This window comes from Thalassobacter sp. HA4-2 (genome assembly GCF_055693705.1).
On the sequence record NZ_JBVFUK010000001.1, the window covers coordinates 394,104 to 413,335 of the forward strand.

The following is a 19,232-nucleotide window of genomic DNA, read 5'->3' on the forward strand; positions in this document are numbered from 1 at the left end:
AACCCTGATGTGCCGTTTTGAATGATTATTGCGCCATCGCGGCGCGACCGTGGGCCGTTAATCTTTCTTTAGCCCCTTTTGCGTACCGTGATCTTATCTTGATCGGCCCAGCCGGTCGCACATCGGGGAGGACGGTTTGCGCAACTGTTCCCAATGTTGCGACCCGTGCCCCTAACGAAAGGAACCATGAATATGACACGGACACTCTTTCTGGGCGCGGCCCTTTGGTATTTGACCAGCGTGGGTGCGGTCGCGCAGACTGCCTGCGGAGAGCGGGGTTTGATCGTCGAACGACTGACCTCGGTTTTCGGTGAAACGCGCCGTGGGCTTGGCCTGTCGTCCAACAACGGCGTTATGGAGGTTTATGCATCCGAACGGACTGGGACATGGACCGTCGCTGTCACCTTGCCGGATGGCCGCATGTGCCTGCTGGCCAGCGGTCAAGCCTTTGATGACAATGTCGACCCACTGTCGATTGCGGATACGGACGCCTAGGTCAACGCATCCCAAATCAGTTTTGAGCCGGTGCAAATCAACAGGACATAGGTCAGGGCAAAAAAACATCGCTCGGGGATAAGATAGTGGGCCTTGACCCCGAGCCATGCGCCCAAGACGGCAAAGGGCGCGAGGTAAAGGTTCGCCCAAATAGTGTCTGCGGTGAAAATTCCGATAAAGGCGTAGGGCACAAATTTGAGGCTATTGATTACCCAGAACGTGATAACTGTGGTGGCCTGATAGGTTGTCTTTCCAATGTTTTGCGACAGCATGAACACAGCCACGGGCGGGCCGCCTGCGTGACTGACAAAACTGGTAAACCCGCCGACCATGCCGGCAAATGCACCAAACCATGGGCGGAATGGCTGCGGCGCGATCCGCACCCATTCCCTGGATCGCGCCACCTGATAAGCTACAAACCCGATCGAGATTGCGCCGATCAACAACCGCAGCGCATCTGCATTGGCGACCTGATACAACCACACCCCAAACGCAACGCCCGGCACCGCCCCCAAACACAGCACGCGCACGGAGGGGGCGTGCCACTTGCGCCAGTAGGGCCGTAGCGTCGACACATCCACCAGCATCAACAGGGGCAGCATGACGCCAAGCGCGGTTGCAGGTTCCAGAACCAGCGCCAGAATCGGGGTGGCGGCGAAGGCCGCGCCCGATCCAAAGCCGCCCTTGGATATACCCGCAAAGATCACCGCCGGGATCGCCAGCAGAAAAAACATCAGGTCAAAGGTGATCATCGTTCTCTCCGAAAATCGCGCCGCCGTACATGCTTAGCCCTAAGTTGAATACAATCGTATGCCGATGGGACCCTGTGCCGCGTTGCAGCGGTCTTGCGTGGTTTGGCCCTTGGCGCTAGGCGTGGCGCCAACTTTCAACCTGACTGGAGCCCTTTTCCATGGCCAGACCTAAAATCGCGCTGATCGGCGCAGGCAACATCGGCGGCACGCTCGCCCACCTCGCAGCTGTGAAAGAACTTGGCGACGTCGTCATGTTCGACATCGCCGACGGCCTGCCCCAGGGCAAAGCGCTCGACATCGCAGAATCCGGCCCGTCCGAAGGGTTTGACGCGACCATGTCCGGTACCTCGGACTACGCCGACATCGCGGGCGCGGACGTCTGCATCGTGACCGCCGGTGTCGCTCGCAAGCCGGGCATGAGCCGTGATGACCTGCTGGGTATCAACCTCAAGGTCATGAAATCCGTCGGTGAGGGCATCGCTGCCCATGCACCAAACGCCTTTGTCATCTGCATCACCAACCCGTTGGACGCCATGGTCTGGGCCCTGCGCGAATTCAGCGGTCTGCCCCACAACATGGTCTGCGGCATGGCCGGTGTGCTGGACAGCGCGCGCTTCCGCCACTTCCTTGCCGACGAATTCAAGGTTTCCATGCGGGATGTGACGGCCTTTGTTCTGGGCGGACACGGCGACACGATGGTGCCGTCCGTCCGTTACTCCACCGTGGCCGGCATCCCCTTGCCCGATCTGGTTGAGATGGGCTGGACCAGCCAAGAGAAGCTGGACGCTATCGTACAGCGCACCCGTGATGGCGGCGCCGAAATTGTGGGTCTGTTGAAAACAGGCTCCGCCTTCTACGCCCCTGCGACCAGCGCCATTGAAATGGCCGAGGCGTTCCTGAAAGACCAAAAGCGCGTTCTGCCTTGCGCCGCCTACTGTGATGGCGACCTTGGTGTGAAGGGCATGTACGTGGGTGTGCCAACGGTCATCGGCGCCGGTGGTGTAGAGAAGATCGTGAACATCAAGCTGACCAAAGACGAGCAAGAGATGTTCGACGCATCCGTTGCGGCCGTCAAGGGATTGGTCGATGCCTGCAAAGGGATCGACGAGACCCTCGCCTGATCTTTTGACCACCAACATTGCTCGAAAGCCCCGTCTGAATAGGCGGGGCTTTTACGTGTGGGCGATTCGCACAGACCAAGCCTCAGCAGCTTCTTGTATTCAATCGCATACCGATTTGTGATCACACGTTCTAGAAGTGTGATCACAAAGGCAAGAAAATACCCCATAACCCCCCACATGCGTCGTTATGGCGTTTTATACGCTCGTTTGCCTGTGTCACGACAATGACAACGACAGCAAAACGGGACGATTTCCGATGAATATCCATGAGTACCAGGCCAAGGCCCTTCTCCGCCAATACGGCGCCCCCGTGTCTGATGGGCGCGTTGTCCTGAAGGCCGAGGACGCGAAAACCGCTGCGGGCGAGATGGACGGTCCCCTTTGGGTCGTAAAGGCGCAGATCCACGCAGGTGGCCGCGGCAAGGGGTCTTTCAAAGAGGCTGACGCCGGTGAAAAAGGCGGCGTGCGCCTGACCAAGTCGGTGGAAGAAGCCGCAGAAGAGGCCAAGAAGATGCTGGGCCGCACGCTGGTCACGCACCAGACCGGCCCCGCAGGCAAGCAGGTCAACCGCATCTATATCGAGGACGGGTCCGGCATTGAAACCGAACTCTACCTCGCTCTGCTGGTGGATCGCCAAACCAGCCGCGTGTCTTTCGTCTGCTCCACCGAGGGTGGCATGGACATCGAAGAGGTCGCAGAATCGACACCCGAGAAAATCCTGTCTTTCAGCGTTGATCCGGCCACGGGCTACCAAGGGTACCACGGGCGTCGCATCGCGTTCTCGCTGGGCCTGAAAGGCGCGCAAGTAAAACAGTGCGTCAAACTGATGGGCCAGCTGTTCCAAGCCTTCGTCGAAAAAGACATGGAGATGCTGGAAATCAATCCCCTGATCGTTACCGACAGCGGCGACCTGAAATGCCTCGACGCCAAGATCGGCTTTGACGGCAACGCGATCTACCGCCACGCCGACATCGCCTCTCTGCGCGACGAGACGGAAGAGGACCCCAAGGAACTGGCCGCATCCAAATTCGACCTGAACTATATCGCGCTGGACGGCGAGATTGGGTGCATGGTCAACGGCGCTGGTCTCGCCATGGCAACGATGGACATCATCAAGCTGTACGGAGCGGAGCCTGCAAACTTCCTCGACGTAGGCGGCGGCGCGACCAAGGAGAAGGTCACAGAAGCGTTCAAGATCATCACCTCGGACCCCAACGTCAAAGGCATTCTCGTGAACATCTTTGGCGGCATCATGCGCTGTGACGTGATCGCAGAGGGTGTTGTGGCGGCTGTTAAGGAGGTCGGTCTTCAGGTCCCCCTCGTTGTGCGTCTTGAGGGCACAAACGTCGAAAAGGGCAAGGAGATCATCAACACCTCCGGTCTGAACGTGATCGCTGCGGACAACCTGAAAGACGGTGCGCAGAAGATCGTGAAAGCGGTTAAGGGTTAGGCCCCGGCCTGATCGGATGTGACGGTGTTATCTGCACCCACATATCGCCCCTGTCCGGCTTGCGCCTCGGACCTGATCGCTGATCTTGCGGCTTATGCGCGGGATCAGTGGCGCATCGGGATGTGCGCGGTGTGCGATTTCGTACACCTGCGCAATCCGGTCGAGTACGACGCCCTTGAGGAAGAGTATTCGTGGGACGTGACCTACGAGGCTGTGGGCAATGCGGCGACCAAGAAACGCAGCGGGTTGAGTAAGCTGGCCTATGAGGCGCGCAAGCTCGGCTACCGTTTGCGCGGGCGTTCAGCGTCGCTGTACCTGCGCCATTTTCGTTCGGGTCGCATCATTGATGTGGGCTGTGCGGATGTGGTGCGGTTCGAGGCACCGGTCGTTCCCTTCGGGATCGAGCTGTCCAAGTCCCTGGCGGCCAAGGGTGATGCCAAGATGCGCGCCATGGGTGGGTTTTGCATCCAAGGCCCCGGGGCCGATGCGATCTGGAACTTCGACGCGGACAGCTATGACGGGGTTCTGATGCACAGCTATCTGGAGCATGAGGTGGCGTTTGACCGCGTGCTGCGCGGCGCTTTGCGGGCGCTTAAGCCCGGGGGCAAGGTGTTCATACGTGTGCCGAACTACGCCTCCTTGAACAGGCGGATCGCCGGAGGCAAGTGGCCCGGCTTTCGCTATCCCGATCACGTCAATTATTTCACGCCAACGACCCTGCGCCGCGCGTGCGAGGCCGCTGGTTTTCATTTCCAGACCTTGAACAGACACAAGATCTGGCTCGACGACAACATTCAGGCGCTGGCAACCAAGCCCGCGTAAACGACGATAGGAAGCGACAATGGCAATCCTCGTAAACGAAAACACAAAGGTCATCTGTCAGGGCTTCACCGGCTCGCAGGGGACGTTCCACTCTGAACAGGCGATTGCCTATGGCACGCAGATGGTTGGTGGCGTAACCCCCGGCAAGGGCGGTCAGGATCACCTTGGCCTACCCGTGTTCAACTCGGTCCATGAGGCCAAGCATGTCACCGAGGCGAATGCGTCTGTGATCTACGTGCCGCCCCCCTTTGCCGCCGACAGTATCCTAGAGGCGATTGACGCCGAGATGGAACTGATCGTGTGCATCACCGAAGGCATCCCGGTGCTGGACATGATGAAGGTGAAGCGCGCGTTGGAAGGGTCGGCCAGCCGCCTGATCGGGCCCAACTGCCCCGGTGTCATCACGCCGGACGCCTGCAAGATCGGCATCATGCCGGGTCACATCCACAAGCGTGGGTCGGTGGGTGTTGTGTCGCGTTCCGGTACGCTGACCTACGAGGCAGTGAAACAGACCGCTGATCTGGGTCTGGGGCAATCGACCGCCGTGGGCATCGGGGGCGACCCCATCAAAGGGACAGAACACATCGACGTGCTGGACATGTTCCTCGACGACGACGAGACACATTCGATCATCATGATCGGTGAAATCGGCGGCTCCGCCGAAGAGGAAGCCGCTGAATTCCTTGCAGAACAACGCAAAAAGGGCCGTTGGAAACCCACCGCGGGCTTCATCGCGGGTCGTACGGCCCCTCCGGGCCGCCGCATGGGCCACGCGGGCGCGATTGTGGCCGGCGGCAAAGGCGACGCGGAAAGCAAGATCGAAGCGATGAAATCCGCAGGCATCGTCGTGGCCGAAAGCCCCGCAACCCTGGGCGAAGCCGTGCAAGAGGCGATCGCAAAGGGCTGATCCGACCCGTGCATGTTTGCGCACGGATCGCGCAAAACCCGTGCACGTTTCGCAGCAGATGGCGGCCAAGGCGGCCTGCTGACACAAAATAGGGTCCGTCCGGAATTGATCCGGGCGACCTGACACACCGGCCCCCGGGCCACCATCCGACAGCCTTTGGCGACGGCCAAAGGGGGAGACATTGGACATGACCGAACAGAGCTCGAACGACCAATTCCACGCCTCTAGCTTCATGCAGGGGCACAACGCGGAGTACCTCGAACAGATGTACGCCCGCTATGCCAATGACCCGGCGGCGGTGGACGCCTCTTGGGCGGAGTTCTTCCGGGCCCTCGGCGACGACGAGGTCAGCGTCAAGCGCGAGGCGGAGGGGCCAAGCTGGGCCCGTGCCGATTGGCCCCCCAGCCAACCGACGATTGGACCGCAGCGCTGACCGGCGAATGGGCACCCGCCGCCGAGGTCAAGGGCGCTGGTGACAAGATCAAGGCCAAGGCCGTCGAAAAGGGCCTTGAGGTGACGGACGAACAGATCAAGCGCGCGGTGCTGGATTCGATCCGCGCCCTGATGATCATTCGCGCCTACCGGATCCGGGGCCACCTGATCGCGGACATCGACCCCCTTGGCATGCGGTCCACGACACCGCACCCGGAGCTGGATCCGAAGTCCTATGGCTTTACCGAGGCGGACATGGACCGCCCGATCTTCATCGACCAAGTGCTGGGTTTGCAGGTCGCCTCGATGCGGCAAATCATGGAAATCGTGAAGCGCACCTATTGCGGCACCTTTGCGTTGCAATACATGCACATCTCGGACCCCGAGCAGGCGGGCTGGCTGAAGGAACGGATCGAGGGTCTGGGCAAGGAAATCGCCTTCACCCGCGAGGGGCGCAAGGCGATCCTGAACAAGATGGTCGAGGCCGAAGGCTTCGAGAAATTCCTGCACGTCAAATACATGGGCACCAAGCGGTTCGGTCTGGATGGGGGTGAGTCCCTGATCCCTGCGATGGAACAGATCATCAAGCGCGGGGGCAACCTTGGCGTGAAAGAGATCGTCATCGGCATGCCCCACCGCGGCCGTCTGTCCGTGCTGGCCAACGTGATGGGCAAACCCTACCGCGCGATTTTCAACGAATTCCAAGGCGGATCCTTCAAGCCCGAGGACGTGGATGGATCGGGCGACGTGAAATACCACCTCGGCGCGTCCAGCGACCGGGAATTTGACGGCAATTCCGTCCACCTGTCCCTGACCGCGAACCCCAGCCACCTGGAGGCGGTGAACCCCGTTGTTCTGGGCAAGGTGCGGGCCAAGCAGGACCAGTTGAACGACCCCACACGCCGGGCCGTGATGCCCGTCCTGTTGCACGGGGACGCGGCCTTTGCGGGGCAGGGTGTTGTGGCGGAATGTTTCGCCCTGTCCGGCCTGCGCGGTCACAAGACCGGCGGCACCATGCACATCGTGGTGAACAACCAGATCGGGTTTACGACGGCCCCGCACTTCAGCCGGTCCAGCCCCTATCCCACGGACAACGCGCTGGTGGTTGAGGCGCCGATTTTCCACGTCAACGGCGACGACCCCGAAGCGGTGGTGCACGCCGCCAAGGTCGCAACCGAGTTCCGGCAGAAGTTCGGCAAGGACGTGGTGCTGGACATCTTCTGCTATCGCCGGTTCGGCCATAACGAGGGCGACGAGCCCATGTTCACCAACCCGGTCATGTACAAGAAGATCAAGGGCCACAAGACCACCCTGTCGCTGTACACCGAACGTCTGGTCAAGGACGGTCTGATCCCCGAAGGCGAGATCGAGGACATGAAGGCGGCGTTTCAGGCGCACCTGAATGCGGAATTCGAGGTTGGCAAGGACTACAAGCCCAACAAGGCCGACTGGCTGGATGGCAAGTGGTCCCATCTGGACAAGAACAAAGAAGATTACGTGCGCGGCGAAACGGCGATTTCGCCCGAAACCATGGCCGAAGTGGGCACCGCCCTGACCCGCGTGCCCGAAGGGTTCCCCCTGCACAAGACCGTCCAGCGCCTGCTGGAAAGCAAGGGCAAGATGCTGGAGACGGGCCAAGGGTTCGATTGGGCCACGGCCGAGGCGCTGGCGTTCGGCTCCCTTCTGACCGAAGGGTACAAGGTGCGTCTGTCGGGGCAGGATTCCACGCGTGGGACGTTCAGTCAGCGCCACTCTGGCCTGATCCATCAGGACACCGAGGAACGCTATTACCCCCTGAACAACATCCGCGAGGGGCAGGCCCAGTACGAGGTGATTGACTCAGCGCTGTCCGAATACGCGGTGCTGGGGTTTGAATACGGCTATTCGCTGGCCGAACCCAATGCCCTGACCATGTGGGAAGCGCAGTTTGGCGATTTCGCCAACGGCGCGCAGATCATGTTCGACCAGTTCATCAGTTCCGGTGAATCGAAGTGGCTGCGCATGTCCGGTCTGGTCATGCTGCTGCCCCACGGGTTCGAGGGGCAGGGGCCCGAGCACTCCTCTGCTCGGTTGGAACGCTTCTTGCAGATGTGCGGCGGTGACAACTGGATCGTGGCCAACTGCACCACGCCCGCCAACTACTTCCACATCCTGCGCCGCCAGCTGCACCGCGATTTCCGCAAGCCGCTGGTGTTGATGACGCCGAAATCCCTGCTGCGCCACAAGCTGGCCGTGAACGAGGCGGCGGATTTCACCATCGGGTCCAGTTTCCACCGGGTGCTGTGGGATGATGCGCAAAAGGGCAATTCGGACACCAAGCTGGCCGCCGATGACAAGGTCAAGCGCGTGGTGATCTGTTCGGGCAAGGTCTATTACGACCTGCTGGAAGAACGGGACGCGCGCGGCATCAACGACATCTACCTGCTGCGTCTGGAACAGTATTACCCCTTCCCTGCGCTGGCCTTGATGAAAGAGCTGGAACGGTTCAAGGGGGCCGAGATGGTCTGGTGCCAGGAAGAGCCCAAGAACCAAGGGGCGTGGACCTTTGTGGAACCCAACATCGAGTGGGTCCTGACACGCCTTGGCGCAAAACACACACGGCCCGTTTACGTGGGCCGCTCCGCCTCTGCCTCGCCCGCGACGGGCCTGGCGTCCCAACACAAAGCACAACAAAGCGCGCTCGTGAACGAAGCGCTGACGATCGAAGGATAACGACCATGGCCATCGAAGTAAAAGTGCCCACTTTGGGCGAATCCGTGACCGAGGCCACCGTGGCCACGTGGTTCAAGAAGCCCGGCGATTCGGTCGCCGTGGACGAGATGCTGTGCGAGTTGGAGACCGACAAGGTGACGGTCGAAGTGCCCAGCCCCGCCGCTGGTGTGCTGGCCGAAGTGGTCGCCGCCGAAGGCACCACCGTGGGTGTGGACGCGTTGTTGGCCACCCTGTCCGAGGGGGAGGGCGCCGCCCCGGCCCCCGCTGCTGCCGCCCCGACCGCTGCGCCTGCCAGCGATGCCGTGGACGTGATGGTCCCAACACTGGGTGAAAGCGTCACCGAGGCCACCGTCAGCACGTGGTTCAAGAAGGTGGGCGATACCGTCGCCCAGGACGAAATGCTGTGCGAGTTGGAGACCGACAAGGTCAGCGTCGAGGTGCCTAGCCCCGCAGCCGGTGTCCTGTCCGAAATCGTGGCCGCCGAAGGCACCACCGTGGATGCCAGCGCCAAGCTGGCCGTGATCGGGGGCAGTGCAGGTGGCAGCGCGGCCCCGGCGGCTGCGCCGACCACGCCCGCCCAGCCTGCCCAATCGGGTGGCAAGGACGTGGAAAACGCGCCCTCTGCCAACAAGATCATGGCCGAGAAAGGGATCGATCCCGCGACCGTCCAGGGCTCTGGCCGCGATGGTCGCATCATGAAGGAGGACGTGATGGGCGCTGTGGCCGCCGCCGTCCCCGCCGCCCCGGCCCCTGCGGCCAGCGCCCCACGCGCGCCCGTGCCCGCCGATGACGCCGCGCGCGAGGAACGGGTCAAGATGACCCGTCTGCGCCAGACCATCGCCAAGCGCCTGAAGGACAGTCAGAACACCGCCGCCATGCTGACGACCTACAACGAGGTCGACATGTCCGCCACGATGGCGCTCCGCAAGGAATACAAGGACCTGTTTGAAAAGAAACACGGGGCGCGTCTGGGCTTTATGTCCTTCTTCACCAAGGCCTGCTGCCACGCGCTGCGCGAAGTGCCCGAGGTCAACGCCGAGATCGACGGCACCGATATCGTCTACAAGAACTTCGTCCACATGGGCATCGCCGCAGGCACGCCCACGGGCCTTGTGGTGCCGGTGATCCGCGACGCGGACCAAATGTCGTTTGCCCAGATCGAGAAGGCCATCGCCGAAAAAGGCAAACGCGCCCGCGACGGCAAACTGTCCATGGCAGAGATGCAGGGCGGGACGTTCACGATCTCGAACGGCGGGGTCTATGGCTCGCTGATGTCGTCGCCCATCCTGAACCCGCCGCAGTCGGGCATCCTTGGGATGCACAAAATCCAGGACCGCCCCGTGGTGGTGAACGGAGAGATCGTCATCCGCCCGATGATGTATCTGGCGCTAAGCTACGACCACCGGATCGTGGACGGCAAAGGCGCCGTGACGTTCCTTGTCCGCGTGAAAGAGGCGCTGGAGGATCCACGCCGGTTGTTGATGGATTTGTGAGAAGGGCCAAAGGGTGCGTCAAGATGTAATTAATTTGAGAAATCTTTCTCTTGATAAGCGAGTCGTACGATGCAATATCAGTCGTAATACGGCTGGCCCCTCTGTTGCTTCGTCACAAGGGTCGGCCTTTTTTGTCTTATAACAAGCCATATCTGACGATACCCCAACAGATCGAACTGTTGCGCAATCGAGGCATGGTAGTGGATGACGTAGCCCGTGCCGCTGAATACTTACGTCGTATTGGCTACTATCGATTAAGTGCTTACTGGCACCCCATGCGGCAACGCACAGATGGTGGAGTGGTCGAAGACAATTTTGTGCCAGGCACAACGTTCAAAGAGACCACTGATCTCTATACTTTTGATAGTCGTTTGAGGCTGATTACACTTGATGCACTTGAGCGTTTAGAAGTCAGTTTGCGCACTGAGGTCGCACTCACTCTCGGTCGCCATGGGCCGCTCTCCTATCGACAGACTTCGTTCTTTGGGCCTTCATTTAAGCGTCCGACCAACAAGGGCACTGGCCCAACCAAGCACCGTGAGTGGCTTCGGCGATTTGACAAGCGATTTAGTGAATCGAAAGATGCTTTTGCTGAGCATTTTCGAGCAAAGTACCCAGGCGATGATATGCCGATTTGGATTGCTGTGGAGTTGTTAGATTTTGGTCCGCTGTCCCATTTGATTTCTGGGATGAGCCACTCAGACTTAGCGCTCGTTGGCAATGGTTACGGTGGAATTTCGCCAAAGCAAATTATCTCTTGGGCTCGCTCAATGGCGTTTGTAAGAAATGTTTGTGCTCATCATGCAAGGCTGTGGAATAAGCCGCTTATAAATTCTCCAGCAGTTTTTGGCTCTGACACGCCGTCAACGCTGAAGCATTTACAAAACGCACCAGGAAGAGAAACGCGTTACTACGCAATGGCGTGCGTGTTGAACTACTTGTTGTGTCACGCCAACCCCCGTTCGTCTTGGCGTGAGAGGTTTGTTCACTTACTGGATTCTTTCCCTTCCAGCTCTCGTCTTTCACTTGAAGCTGCTGGATTTCCGCAAAAATGGAAGGAAGAGGCCATATGGCAATGACCCCCGAACTCACCGCCCTCACCCTCGCCGCACTTCTCCAGGTCGTCCAATTCGTCCTGATGGCGGTGCCGGCCAACCTTGAACTGGGCACCGCCAAAACCCTGTCCCCGCGCGATCCTGACCGCCTGGGCAAGCCCTTGGCCGAACAGGTCTCGCCCAAGACCTCGCGCCTGTTTCGTGCGCTGAACAACCATTTCGAGGGGTTGATCCTCTTCTCCATCGCCGCCCTTGTGATCCACACGAGCGGCCAGTCCACCCCCTTCACCGCGGCCTGCGCCTACACCTACCTGATCGCGCGCGTCGCCTATGTCCCGGCCTACTACTTCGGCTGGACCCCGTGGCGCAGCTACATCTGGTTTGTTGGCTTCGGCGCGACCACTCTCATGCTACTCGCCGCCCTGACCCCCTCATTGTTCTAAAAATACCCTCGGGGGGTCTGGGGGCTGGCCCCCAGCGGCACAACACAAGGAAACGACCCATGGCAAATTACGACGTCATCATCATCGGCTCCGGCCCCGGCGGCTATGTCTGCGCGATCCGTTGCGCACAACTGGGCCTGAAAACAGCCGTGGTCGAGGGGCGCGAGACCTTGGGCGGCACCTGCCTGAACGTGGGCTGCATCCCGTCCAAGGCGCTGCTGCATGCCTCCCACCAGCTGCACGAGGCGGAGCATAACTTTGCCAAGATGGGCCTGAAGGGCAAATCCCCTTCCGTCGATTGGAAACAGATGCTGGCCTACAAGGACGACGTGATCGGCCAAAACACCAAGGGGATCGAGTTCCTGTTCAAAAAGAACAAGGTCGATTGGCTGAAAGGCTGGGGCAGCATCCCCAAGGCCGGTGAGGTCAAGGTGGGCGATGAGGTCCACACCGCCAAACACATCATCATCGCGTCGGGGTCCGAACCTGCGACCATCCCCGGGGCCGAGGTCACGATCGACGAGAAGGTCGTCGTCACCTCCACCGGCGCGCTGGAGTTGGGCAAGATCCCCAAGACCATGACCGTGGTAGGCGGTGGCGTCATCGGGTTGGAGCTGGGCTCGGTCTACGCCCGCCTGGGTACGCAAGTGACCGTGATCGAGTTCATGGACGGGATCACCCCGGGCATGGACCTGGAGATCGCGCGCAGCTTTCAAAAACTGCTGACGAAACAGGGGCTGACCTTCATCACCGGGGCCGCCGTCAAGAAGGTCGAGGCGAACAAGACCAAGGCCAAGGTGCACTATCAGCTGCGTAAGGACGACAGCGCCCATGTGCAGGACGCGGATGTGGTGCTGGTGTCCACGGGGCGCAAGCCGTTTGTGGATGGGCTGGGCCTGGAGGCGCTTGGCGTCCAAGTGTCCCCACGGGGACAGATCGTCACCGACAGCTACAAGACCAATGTCCCCGGAATCTATGCGATTGGCGATGTGATCGACGGCCCGATGCTGGCCCATAAGGCCGAGGACGAGGGCATGGCCTGCGCCGAGATGATCGCCGGTCAGCACCCCCATGTGAACTACGATGTGATCCCCGGTGTGATCTACACCCACCCCGAGGTGGCCAATGTGGGCAAGACCGAAGAACAGTTGAAAGAGGCGGGCGTTGCCTACAAGGTCGGCAAGTTCTCTTTCATGGGAAACGGTCGCGCCAAGGCGAATTTCGCCGCCGACGGGTTTGTGAAGCTGCTGGCCGATGCGAAAACCGACCGCATTCTGGGGTGTCACGTGATCGGCCCCATGGCGGGCGACCTGATCCACGAGGTTTGCGTGGCCATGGAATTTGGCGCCGCCGCCGAGGATCTGGCGCGCACCTGCCATGCTCACCCGACCTTTAGCGAGGCAATGCGCGAGGCGGCCTTGGCCTGCGGTGACGGCGCGATCCACGCCTAAGCGGCCTTGCCCGGTCGCGCGGGCACGCCACCAAGTTGCCTACAAAAGGCGGCGGGACGGTCACAGTCCCGCCGCCTTTTGCGTGTCTTTGGGACGGGTATCGTCGTCAATCCCAAAGGTTCCTGTCCAATGTTTCTGGTTGCCCGCATGTTCGCCCGTCTGTTCCGCCCTCTTGCCATTTTGGGGGTGCTCTATGTCCTTTTCTTCGGCGCGGCTGCCGAGGCGGGTGTGTTGGACCCACTGCGTGCCGTGTTCCCATGGCCCGGGCTGCTGGCGGTTTGCGCATTGGTGGTGCTGACAGGCCTCGCGTTCGTGCAAGAGTTCAACCGCCGCCGTCGTCTTGCCATTCGGGAAGAGATTTTCGGCCTGAACGACCACGCGGTGTTCAACTTTCTGGACGCCATGTGCCATGCCGCTGCGGCCGATGCGCGGACGGAACGGGCCGAGGTGGACTTCATCCGGTCCCTTGCGGTGGATCTGACGGGGCTGGACTACACCCCCGCCCATATCGCCGAGGCCATTGCCTGCTGTGACCGCCTGACCGCGCCTAAGGCGTTTCGTCGCTTTGGGGCCGGGCTGGACCGGGATCAACGCCGGATGGTGTTGCGCGGGGCGATGTCCGTGATCCTGTCAGACGGCGGTGTGTCGAGGGCCGAGCAGCGGTTTCTGACCCATATGGCCAAGGGTCTGGGCGTGTCGCGCGGGGACCTGTCCACCATGACAGACGCGATCATGGATCACATCACGTCGCCAACATCCGCAACCCTTGGGTGACATCGGCGCGCACCGCAAGGCGCAAGCCCGGCTCGTCGCCCGCGCGCAGGGCGCTGACGATCAGGCGGTGGTGATGGGGCACTTCGGTCCGGCGCAAACGGCCGTAGAGGGCGCGCATGGTCGGCCCCATTTGCAGCCACACCGTTTCCGCCATGGCCAGCATCGCGGGTGCCTGGGCGCGCAGGTACAGGGTGCGGTGGAATTCAAGGTTCGTGCGGATGTAGCCCACCGCGTCCCCCTTTGCGATCTGCTCTGCGATGGCGCGGTTGATCGCCTCCATCCGTTCGATCAGGGCCATGTGGGCGCGGGGCAGGGCGCGAATGGCCAACTCCGGCTCCAGCAGGGCGCGGATCGACGCCAGTTCCTCGATCCGTTCGTTGGACAGGGCGGGCGTGGCCACCCGGCCCGAATTCGACAGGGACAGCGCCCCTTCGGCCACCAAACGGCGCAACGCCTCGCGCGCGGGTGTCATCGACACGCCGTATTCCTTGCCGATGCCGCGCAGGGTCAGGGCCTCGCCGGGGGCAAGCTCGCCGTGCATGATGCGGGTGCGCAGGCCGCGGTACAGCTTGTCGTGGGCGGCGCTGCCACCGTCGCGGGGGTTAATCAGCATCCATGCCTCCGGGTTTGAAGTCCCATCCTTGCAGGTCCGCGCCATGGGTTTTCAGCCACGCGCGGTGGGGGGCGTGACCGGGCATCAACGCCTCGACCTGCGCCCAGAACCGGGTCGAATGATCCATATGCGCCAAGTGCGCCACCTCGTGGGCGGCGACATAGTCCAGCACCAAGGGCGGGGCCATCACCAGCCGCCACGAATACATCAGATCGCCCCGGGACGTGCAGGATCCCCAACGGGACCGGGTGTCGCGCAGGCTGATCTTGCCAAAGGGGCGGCCTAGTCGGGTGGCATAGCGTTCGGTGGCCTCGGTCAGGTGGGTGCGCGCGAGCGTTTGCAACAGGACCTTCACGCGCGGACCCACGCGGGCCGGATCGTCGGGCACCACGATGGCGTCGCCGGTGAACCTTGCCACCCGCGTGGGCCCCGACACCACGGGCACGTCACGCCCCTGCATGGGAAAGGGGCTGCCAATCGCAGGGCGGCGCACACCGGGCACGCCCGCCAGATGCTTGCAGAATCCAATCGGCCTTCGACCGGGCGAACGCCTCGGCCTCGGACAGTGATCCGCGCTTGGGCAGGCTTAGGGTCACACGCCCATCCGTGCGCCCCACCCGCAGCGTCATGCGCCGGGCGCGGGCGGACCTGCGCAGGGTGACCTGCACGGGGGGCGTGCCATCAAGGGTGATCAACTGGTCGGTCATTGGGGAAAGGCTTTGACACCCCTTGCACCTTGTGGCAAGCGTCCCCAATTCATTGGCCACATCAAACACCAAAGGGATCGTCATGCCCAAAGAAGAATGGGGTGTGAAGCGCCTGTGCCCGGAAACCGGCAAACGCTTCTACGACCTGAACAAATCACCCATCATCAGCCCCTACACGGGCGAGGTTGTGAACATCGACACCGGGGCCAAGACCCGCGTGTTGGTTGCCGACAAAGATGACGCCGCCAACAAGAAACCAGAGGACGACGTTCTGATCGACGACGACGACGATCTGGACGAAGACGTCGCTTTGGAATCGGACGACGACGTGTTGGACGACGATGACGAGGACACCGTGTCCTTGGACGAGATCGCTGACGTCAGCGACGAAAAAGACGAATAAACTGGTCTTGCGCGGCGGATTTGCCCTTGCGGGCCGCCGCGCAAATCCATAATACCCAGATCACGGTTTGGGGCCTTAGCTCAGCTGGGAGAGCGCCTGCATGGCATGCAGGAGGTCAGCGGTTCGATCCCGCTAGGCTCCACCAAATCACCCCATGATAGTTCGTTGTTGTCCCGCTGTCGTTGGTTCACATGCGCCACGTTAGGTCGGGGCAAATGTCTGATATCTAAAGTTTTATTGAGATCTTACGCGCCCCCTAGCGTTGGGACGTTTCCCAGTTTGGGTGGAACCACGGCTGTAGGTTCGATGCGGGCAGGGGGCTGCGGCCCAAGATGTGGTCCGATGCCTTTTCCCCGACCATGATGCTGGGCGCGTTCAGGTTGCCGTTGGTGATCTGCGGAAAGACAGAGCTGTCGGCCACGCGCAGGCCGTCCACACCGATCACGCGACATTCCGGGTCGACCACGGCGCTTGGGTCGCCCGCTGCGCCCATCCGGCAGGTGCCGCAGGGGTGATAGGCCGATTCGACATGGGTGCGGATAAAGTCATCCAGTTCCGCGTCCGATTGTACGGCATCGCCCGGCTGGATCTCGTGTTTGACGTAGGGTTTGAACGCCTCTTGGGCAAAGATCTCTCGGGTCAGGCGGATGGCGGTGCGGAAGTCCTGCCAGTCCTGGTCCGTGGACATATAGTTGAACTGGATGCGCGGGGCGGCAGTGGGGTCGGCGCTGCGCAATGTGACTTGCCCGCGGGACGGGGACCGGTTTGGTCCCACATGGGCCTGAAACCCGTGCCCTTCGGCGGCGGTTTGCCCGTCATAGCGCACGGCGATGGGCAGGAAATGATACTGGATATCCGGGTAGCGCACGCCCGCGCGCGACCGGATGAAGCCTGTGGATTCGAACTGGTTTGACGCGCCAAGGCCGGTTTTGGTGAACAGCCATTGCGCCCCGATCATCGCCTTGGACAACAGGTTCCAATGTTTGAACAGGGTGATGGGCTGGCTGCAGGCCATTTGCAGGTACAGCTCCAGATGGTCTTGCAGGTTCTGTCCCACCCCGGGGCGATCGGCGATCAGGTCAATGCCGTGTTGCGCCAGCTGCGCGGCGGGCCCAATGCCGGAGTGCATCAGCAGCGCGGGCGAATTGATGGCAGAGGCGGCGACGATCACCTCGCGCCTTGTGCGCACAACTTGGGGGCCCGCGGGTGTCTCGACCTCGACTCCCACGGCGCGGCCGTTCTCGATCACCACGCGGCGGGCGAGCGCGCGCATCACCGTCAGGCGTCCGGTGGCTTTGGCGGGTTTGAGGTAGGCGTTGGCGGCGGACCAGCGGCGGCCCTGCCACACGGTTTGTTCAAACGCGCCGAAGCCCTCTTGCTGGTGGCCGTTGTAGTCTTGGGTCACCGGGTAGCCCGCCTGCGCGCCGGCCTCGACAAAGGCATGAAACAGGGGATTTTTGCGCGGGCCTCGGGTGACGTGCAGGGGGCCGTCCGTCCCGCGCCACGGCGCGCCTTCGCCGTCGTGGGCGTTTTCCATCCGGTTGAAGTAAGGCAGCACGTCCCCATAGCCCCAGCCTGTCGCGCCCATCTCGGCCCATGTGTCGAAGTCGCCCGCGTGCCCGCGCACGTAGATCATCCCATTGATCGACGAGGACCCGCCGATCACCTTGCCGCGCGGGCAGTGCATTTCGCGCCCGCCAAGGTGGGGTTCGGGATCGGACCGGTAGCCCCAGTCGTAGGTCGCCATGTTCATAGGGTAGGACAGGGCGGCGGGCATCTGGATCAAGGGGCCTGCGTCGCTGCCCCCCGTCTCTATGATGGTCACGGTGCGCCCGGCCTCGGTCAGGCGGTACGCCATGGCACAGCCCGCGCTGCCCGCGCCGATGATGACATAGTCGCTCATGCGTTCAGAAAGCCCGTCAGCAGCGAGATGAACGCCCCCACATGCACCACCATGATCGCTCTGTCATTCCACATGGCCCCCACGGCAAACCACAGGAAAATCCCGATGAAGAACGCATAGATGTTCCACGGCGTGTAATTCAGCCCGGTCAGGCCATAGCCGATCAGTTGGACGACGGTGGCCACCCATTTGGTGATGTCGACGGGTTTCATCGTGGTCATTAGAATTGCGCCTCGCATTTGCCCATGCGCACATAGACGGATTTCAACTGGCTGTAGTGTTCGATGGCCGCCTTGGAATTCTCGCGCCCCACGCCGGACAGTTTGGACCCGCCGAAGGGGGCCTCGACCGGTGCGTCGTTGTAGGAATTGATGAAGCAACTGCCCGCCTCCAGCTGGGCAATGACCCGGTGCGCGCGGGACAGATCGCGGGTGAAGACACCGGCGGACAGGCCGAAGGCGGTGTCGTTGGCGCGGGCGATGGCCTCGGCCTCGTCGGCAAAGGACAGGACGGCCATGACGGGCCCAAAGATTTCCTCGCGGGCGATGGTCATGTCGTCGGTCACATCCGCGAACACCGTGGGTTCGACGAAGAACCCCGGTAGGGTGGGACTTGTCCCACCGCCCGTGACCAGTCGCGCGCCCTCGGCTTGGCCCTTGGCGATGTAGCCCATGACGATGTCGCGCTGCCGGGCGCTGACAAGGGGGCCAAAGTTCGTGGCCGGGTCCTGCGGGTCGCCCAGCACCGCGCCCTGCAGGCGTTCGGTCAGGCGGGTCAGGAACGCCTCGCGTATACCGTCCTGTACGAACACCCGGGTGCCGTTGGAACAGACTTGGCCAGAGGAATAGAAGTTCCCAAGGATCGCCCCCGATACCGCGCTGTCCAGGTCCACATCGTCAAAGATGATCAGGGGGGATTTGCCGCCCAGCTCCATCGTAACGTTCTTGATGTCGTGTGCCGCGGCGGCATAGACCTTGCGGCCCGTGGGCACCGATCCGGTCAGCGACACCTTGTCCACACGGGGGTCCGTCACCAGCGGCGCCCCCACCGCCCCGGTCCCCTGGATCACGTTGAACAGGCCCGCCGGTGCGCCTGCTTCGTGCAAGATCTCTGCCACTTTCAGGGCACAGAGCGGCGTGGTTTCAGACGGCTTGAACACCATGGCATTGCCGCAGGCCAGCGCAGGCGCGCCTTTCCAGCAGGCGATCTGGGTGGGATAGTTCCACGCGCCAATGCCGACACAGACGCCAAGGGGCTCGCGCCGGGTATAGACCCAATCCTCGCCCAGCTGGATGTGCTCGCCCGTCAGGCTGCCCGCCAGCCCGCCGAAGTATTCCAGCGCGTCCGCCCCCGAGGTCGCGTCCACCGCGACGGTTTCTTGGTACGGCTTGCCGGTGTCATAGGTTTCCAGCACCGACAGGTCATGGTTGCGGTCGCGGATGATATCGGCGGCGCGGCGCAGGACCCGGCCCCGCTGCGTGCCGGTCATGGCCGCCCAGACCTTTTGCGCGGCCTTTGCCGCATCCAGCGCCTGGTCGATAATCGCAGGCGTCGCCTCGTGCAGGCGGGCGATGACCTTGCCCGTATAGGGGTAGATGACGTCCAAAGGCGCGCCGCTGGTGTCCTCGACGTACTGACCGGCGATGAAGTGGCTGGCCTTGGGCTGGGTGTCCATGTTGCGCGCTCCTGCAAAAACTTG

At 61.9% G+C, this 19,232-nt stretch carries 16 protein-coding genes, 1 tRNA gene and 2 pseudogenes; 13 read left to right on the top strand and 6 right to left on the bottom strand.

Annotation, left to right across the window (positions count from 1 at the left end):
- Nucleotides 1-192: 192 nt before the first annotated feature.
- A complete protein-coding gene (locus tag ACZ1G0_RS01890; RefSeq protein WP_472735393.1) occupies nucleotides 193-495 on the top strand; it encodes a hypothetical protein in 303 nt (100 codons plus the stop codon).
- Here the strand turns inward: ACZ1G0_RS01890 and ACZ1G0_RS01895 are convergent.
- The gene (locus tag ACZ1G0_RS01895; protein WP_472735394.1) at nucleotides 492-1,247 is read right to left on the bottom strand and encodes a sulfite exporter TauE/SafE family protein; all 756 of its coding nucleotides are present in this window, start codon (nucleotides 1,245-1,247) and stop codon (nucleotides 492-494) included. The genes ACZ1G0_RS01890 and ACZ1G0_RS01895 overlap by 4 nt on opposite strands.
- Nucleotides 1,248-1,405: 158 nt before the next feature.
- On the opposite strand from ACZ1G0_RS01895, the gene mdh reads away from it, so the two are divergent.
- The 10 genes and pseudogenes from mdh to ACZ1G0_RS01945 all read left to right on the top strand — a co-directional run bounded on the left by mdh (nucleotide 1,406) and on the right by ACZ1G0_RS01945 (nucleotide 13,907).
- Nucleotides 1,406-2,368, top strand: a complete 963-nt coding sequence (gene mdh, locus ACZ1G0_RS01900; RefSeq protein ID WP_472735395.1) for a malate dehydrogenase — start codon at nucleotides 1,406-1,408, stop codon at nucleotides 2,366-2,368.
- Between the two features lie 256 nt (nucleotides 2,369-2,624).
- On the top strand, nucleotides 2,625-3,818 hold the full coding sequence (gene sucC, locus ACZ1G0_RS01905) for an ADP-forming succinate--CoA ligase subunit beta (protein ID WP_472735396.1): 1,194 nt from the start codon (nucleotides 2,625-2,627) through the stop codon (nucleotides 3,816-3,818).
- Between the two features lie 24 nt (nucleotides 3,819-3,842).
- Nucleotides 3,843-4,640, top strand: a complete 798-nt coding sequence (locus ACZ1G0_RS01910) for a class I SAM-dependent methyltransferase (protein ID WP_472735397.1) — start codon at nucleotides 3,843-3,845, stop codon at nucleotides 4,638-4,640.
- A gap of 19 nt (nucleotides 4,641-4,659) precedes the next feature.
- Nucleotides 4,660-5,547 (top strand): succinate--CoA ligase subunit alpha, encoded by an 888-nt coding sequence (gene sucD, locus ACZ1G0_RS01915; protein ID WP_472735398.1) that lies wholly within the window; start codon nucleotides 4,660-4,662, stop codon nucleotides 5,545-5,547.
- 187 nt (nucleotides 5,548-5,734) lie between these two features.
- Nucleotides 5,735-8,691 (top strand): annotated as a pseudogene (locus ACZ1G0_RS01920) (2-oxoglutarate dehydrogenase E1 component).
- 5 nt (nucleotides 8,692-8,696) lie between these two features.
- Nucleotides 8,697-10,184: a 2-oxoglutarate dehydrogenase complex dihydrolipoyllysine-residue succinyltransferase gene (odhB, locus tag ACZ1G0_RS01925; protein WP_472735399.1), complete on the top strand. Its 1,488-nt coding sequence runs from the start codon at nucleotides 8,697-8,699 to the stop codon at nucleotides 10,182-10,184.
- A gap of 200 nt (nucleotides 10,185-10,384) precedes the next feature.
- On the top strand, nucleotides 10,385-11,263 hold the full coding sequence (locus ACZ1G0_RS01930; protein ID WP_472735400.1) for an Abi family protein: 879 nt from the start codon (nucleotides 10,385-10,387) through the stop codon (nucleotides 11,261-11,263).
- Nucleotides 11,260-11,682, top strand: a complete 423-nt coding sequence (locus ACZ1G0_RS01935; protein WP_472737756.1) for an MAPEG family protein — start codon at nucleotides 11,260-11,262, stop codon at nucleotides 11,680-11,682. Before ACZ1G0_RS01930 ends, ACZ1G0_RS01935 begins: the two co-directional genes overlap by 4 nt.
- A gap of 59 nt (nucleotides 11,683-11,741) precedes the next feature.
- Nucleotides 11,742-13,133, top strand: a complete 1,392-nt coding sequence (lpdA, locus tag ACZ1G0_RS01940; protein WP_472735401.1) for a dihydrolipoyl dehydrogenase — start codon at nucleotides 11,742-11,744, stop codon at nucleotides 13,131-13,133.
- Between the two features lie 129 nt (nucleotides 13,134-13,262).
- On the top strand, nucleotides 13,263-13,907 hold the full coding sequence (locus ACZ1G0_RS01945; protein ID WP_472735402.1) for a TerB family tellurite resistance protein: 645 nt from the start codon (nucleotides 13,263-13,265) through the stop codon (nucleotides 13,905-13,907).
- Here the strand turns inward: ACZ1G0_RS01945 and ACZ1G0_RS01950 are convergent.
- Nucleotides 13,876-14,520 (bottom strand): GntR family transcriptional regulator, encoded by a 645-nt coding sequence (locus ACZ1G0_RS01950; RefSeq protein ID WP_472735403.1) that lies wholly within the window; start codon nucleotides 14,518-14,520, stop codon nucleotides 13,876-13,878. The two genes, ACZ1G0_RS01945 and ACZ1G0_RS01950, sit on opposite strands and share 32 nt — an antisense overlap.
- Nucleotides 14,510-15,227 (bottom strand): annotated as a pseudogene (locus tag ACZ1G0_RS01955) (M48 family metallopeptidase). Before ACZ1G0_RS01955 ends, ACZ1G0_RS01950 begins: the two are co-directional and overlap by 11 nt.
- Nucleotides 15,228-15,309: 82 nt before the next feature.
- Between ACZ1G0_RS01955 and ACZ1G0_RS01960 the strand changes: the two are divergent.
- Together ACZ1G0_RS01960 and ACZ1G0_RS01965 are read left to right on the top strand one after the other, a co-directional pair.
- Nucleotides 15,310-15,630 (top strand): TIGR02300 family protein, encoded by a 321-nt coding sequence (locus tag ACZ1G0_RS01960; RefSeq protein ID WP_472735404.1) that lies wholly within the window; start codon nucleotides 15,310-15,312, stop codon nucleotides 15,628-15,630.
- 69 nt (nucleotides 15,631-15,699) lie between these two features.
- Nucleotides 15,700-15,775: transfer RNA gene (locus ACZ1G0_RS01965), tRNA-Ala, on the top strand.
- 111 nt (nucleotides 15,776-15,886) lie between these two features.
- Here ACZ1G0_RS01965 and betA read toward each other — a convergent pair.
- The 3 genes from betA to betB are packed head-to-tail and all read right to left on the bottom strand — an operon-like array spanning nucleotide 15,887 to nucleotide 19,208.
- The gene (gene betA / locus ACZ1G0_RS01970) at nucleotides 15,887-17,533 is read right to left on the bottom strand and encodes a choline dehydrogenase (RefSeq protein ID WP_472735405.1); all 1,647 of its coding nucleotides are present in this window, start codon (nucleotides 17,531-17,533) and stop codon (nucleotides 15,887-15,889) included.
- Nucleotides 17,530-17,754, bottom strand: coding sequence for a DUF6552 family protein (locus ACZ1G0_RS01975; RefSeq protein ID WP_472735406.1), 225 nt, complete (start codon nucleotides 17,752-17,754; stop codon nucleotides 17,530-17,532). Before ACZ1G0_RS01975 ends, betA begins: the two co-directional genes overlap by 4 nt.
- Nucleotides 17,754-19,208, bottom strand: coding sequence for a betaine-aldehyde dehydrogenase (gene betB, locus ACZ1G0_RS01980; protein WP_472735407.1), 1,455 nt, complete (start codon nucleotides 19,206-19,208; stop codon nucleotides 17,754-17,756). Before betB ends, ACZ1G0_RS01975 begins: the two co-directional genes overlap by 1 nt.
- Between the last annotated feature and the right edge of the window lie 24 nt (nucleotides 19,209-19,232).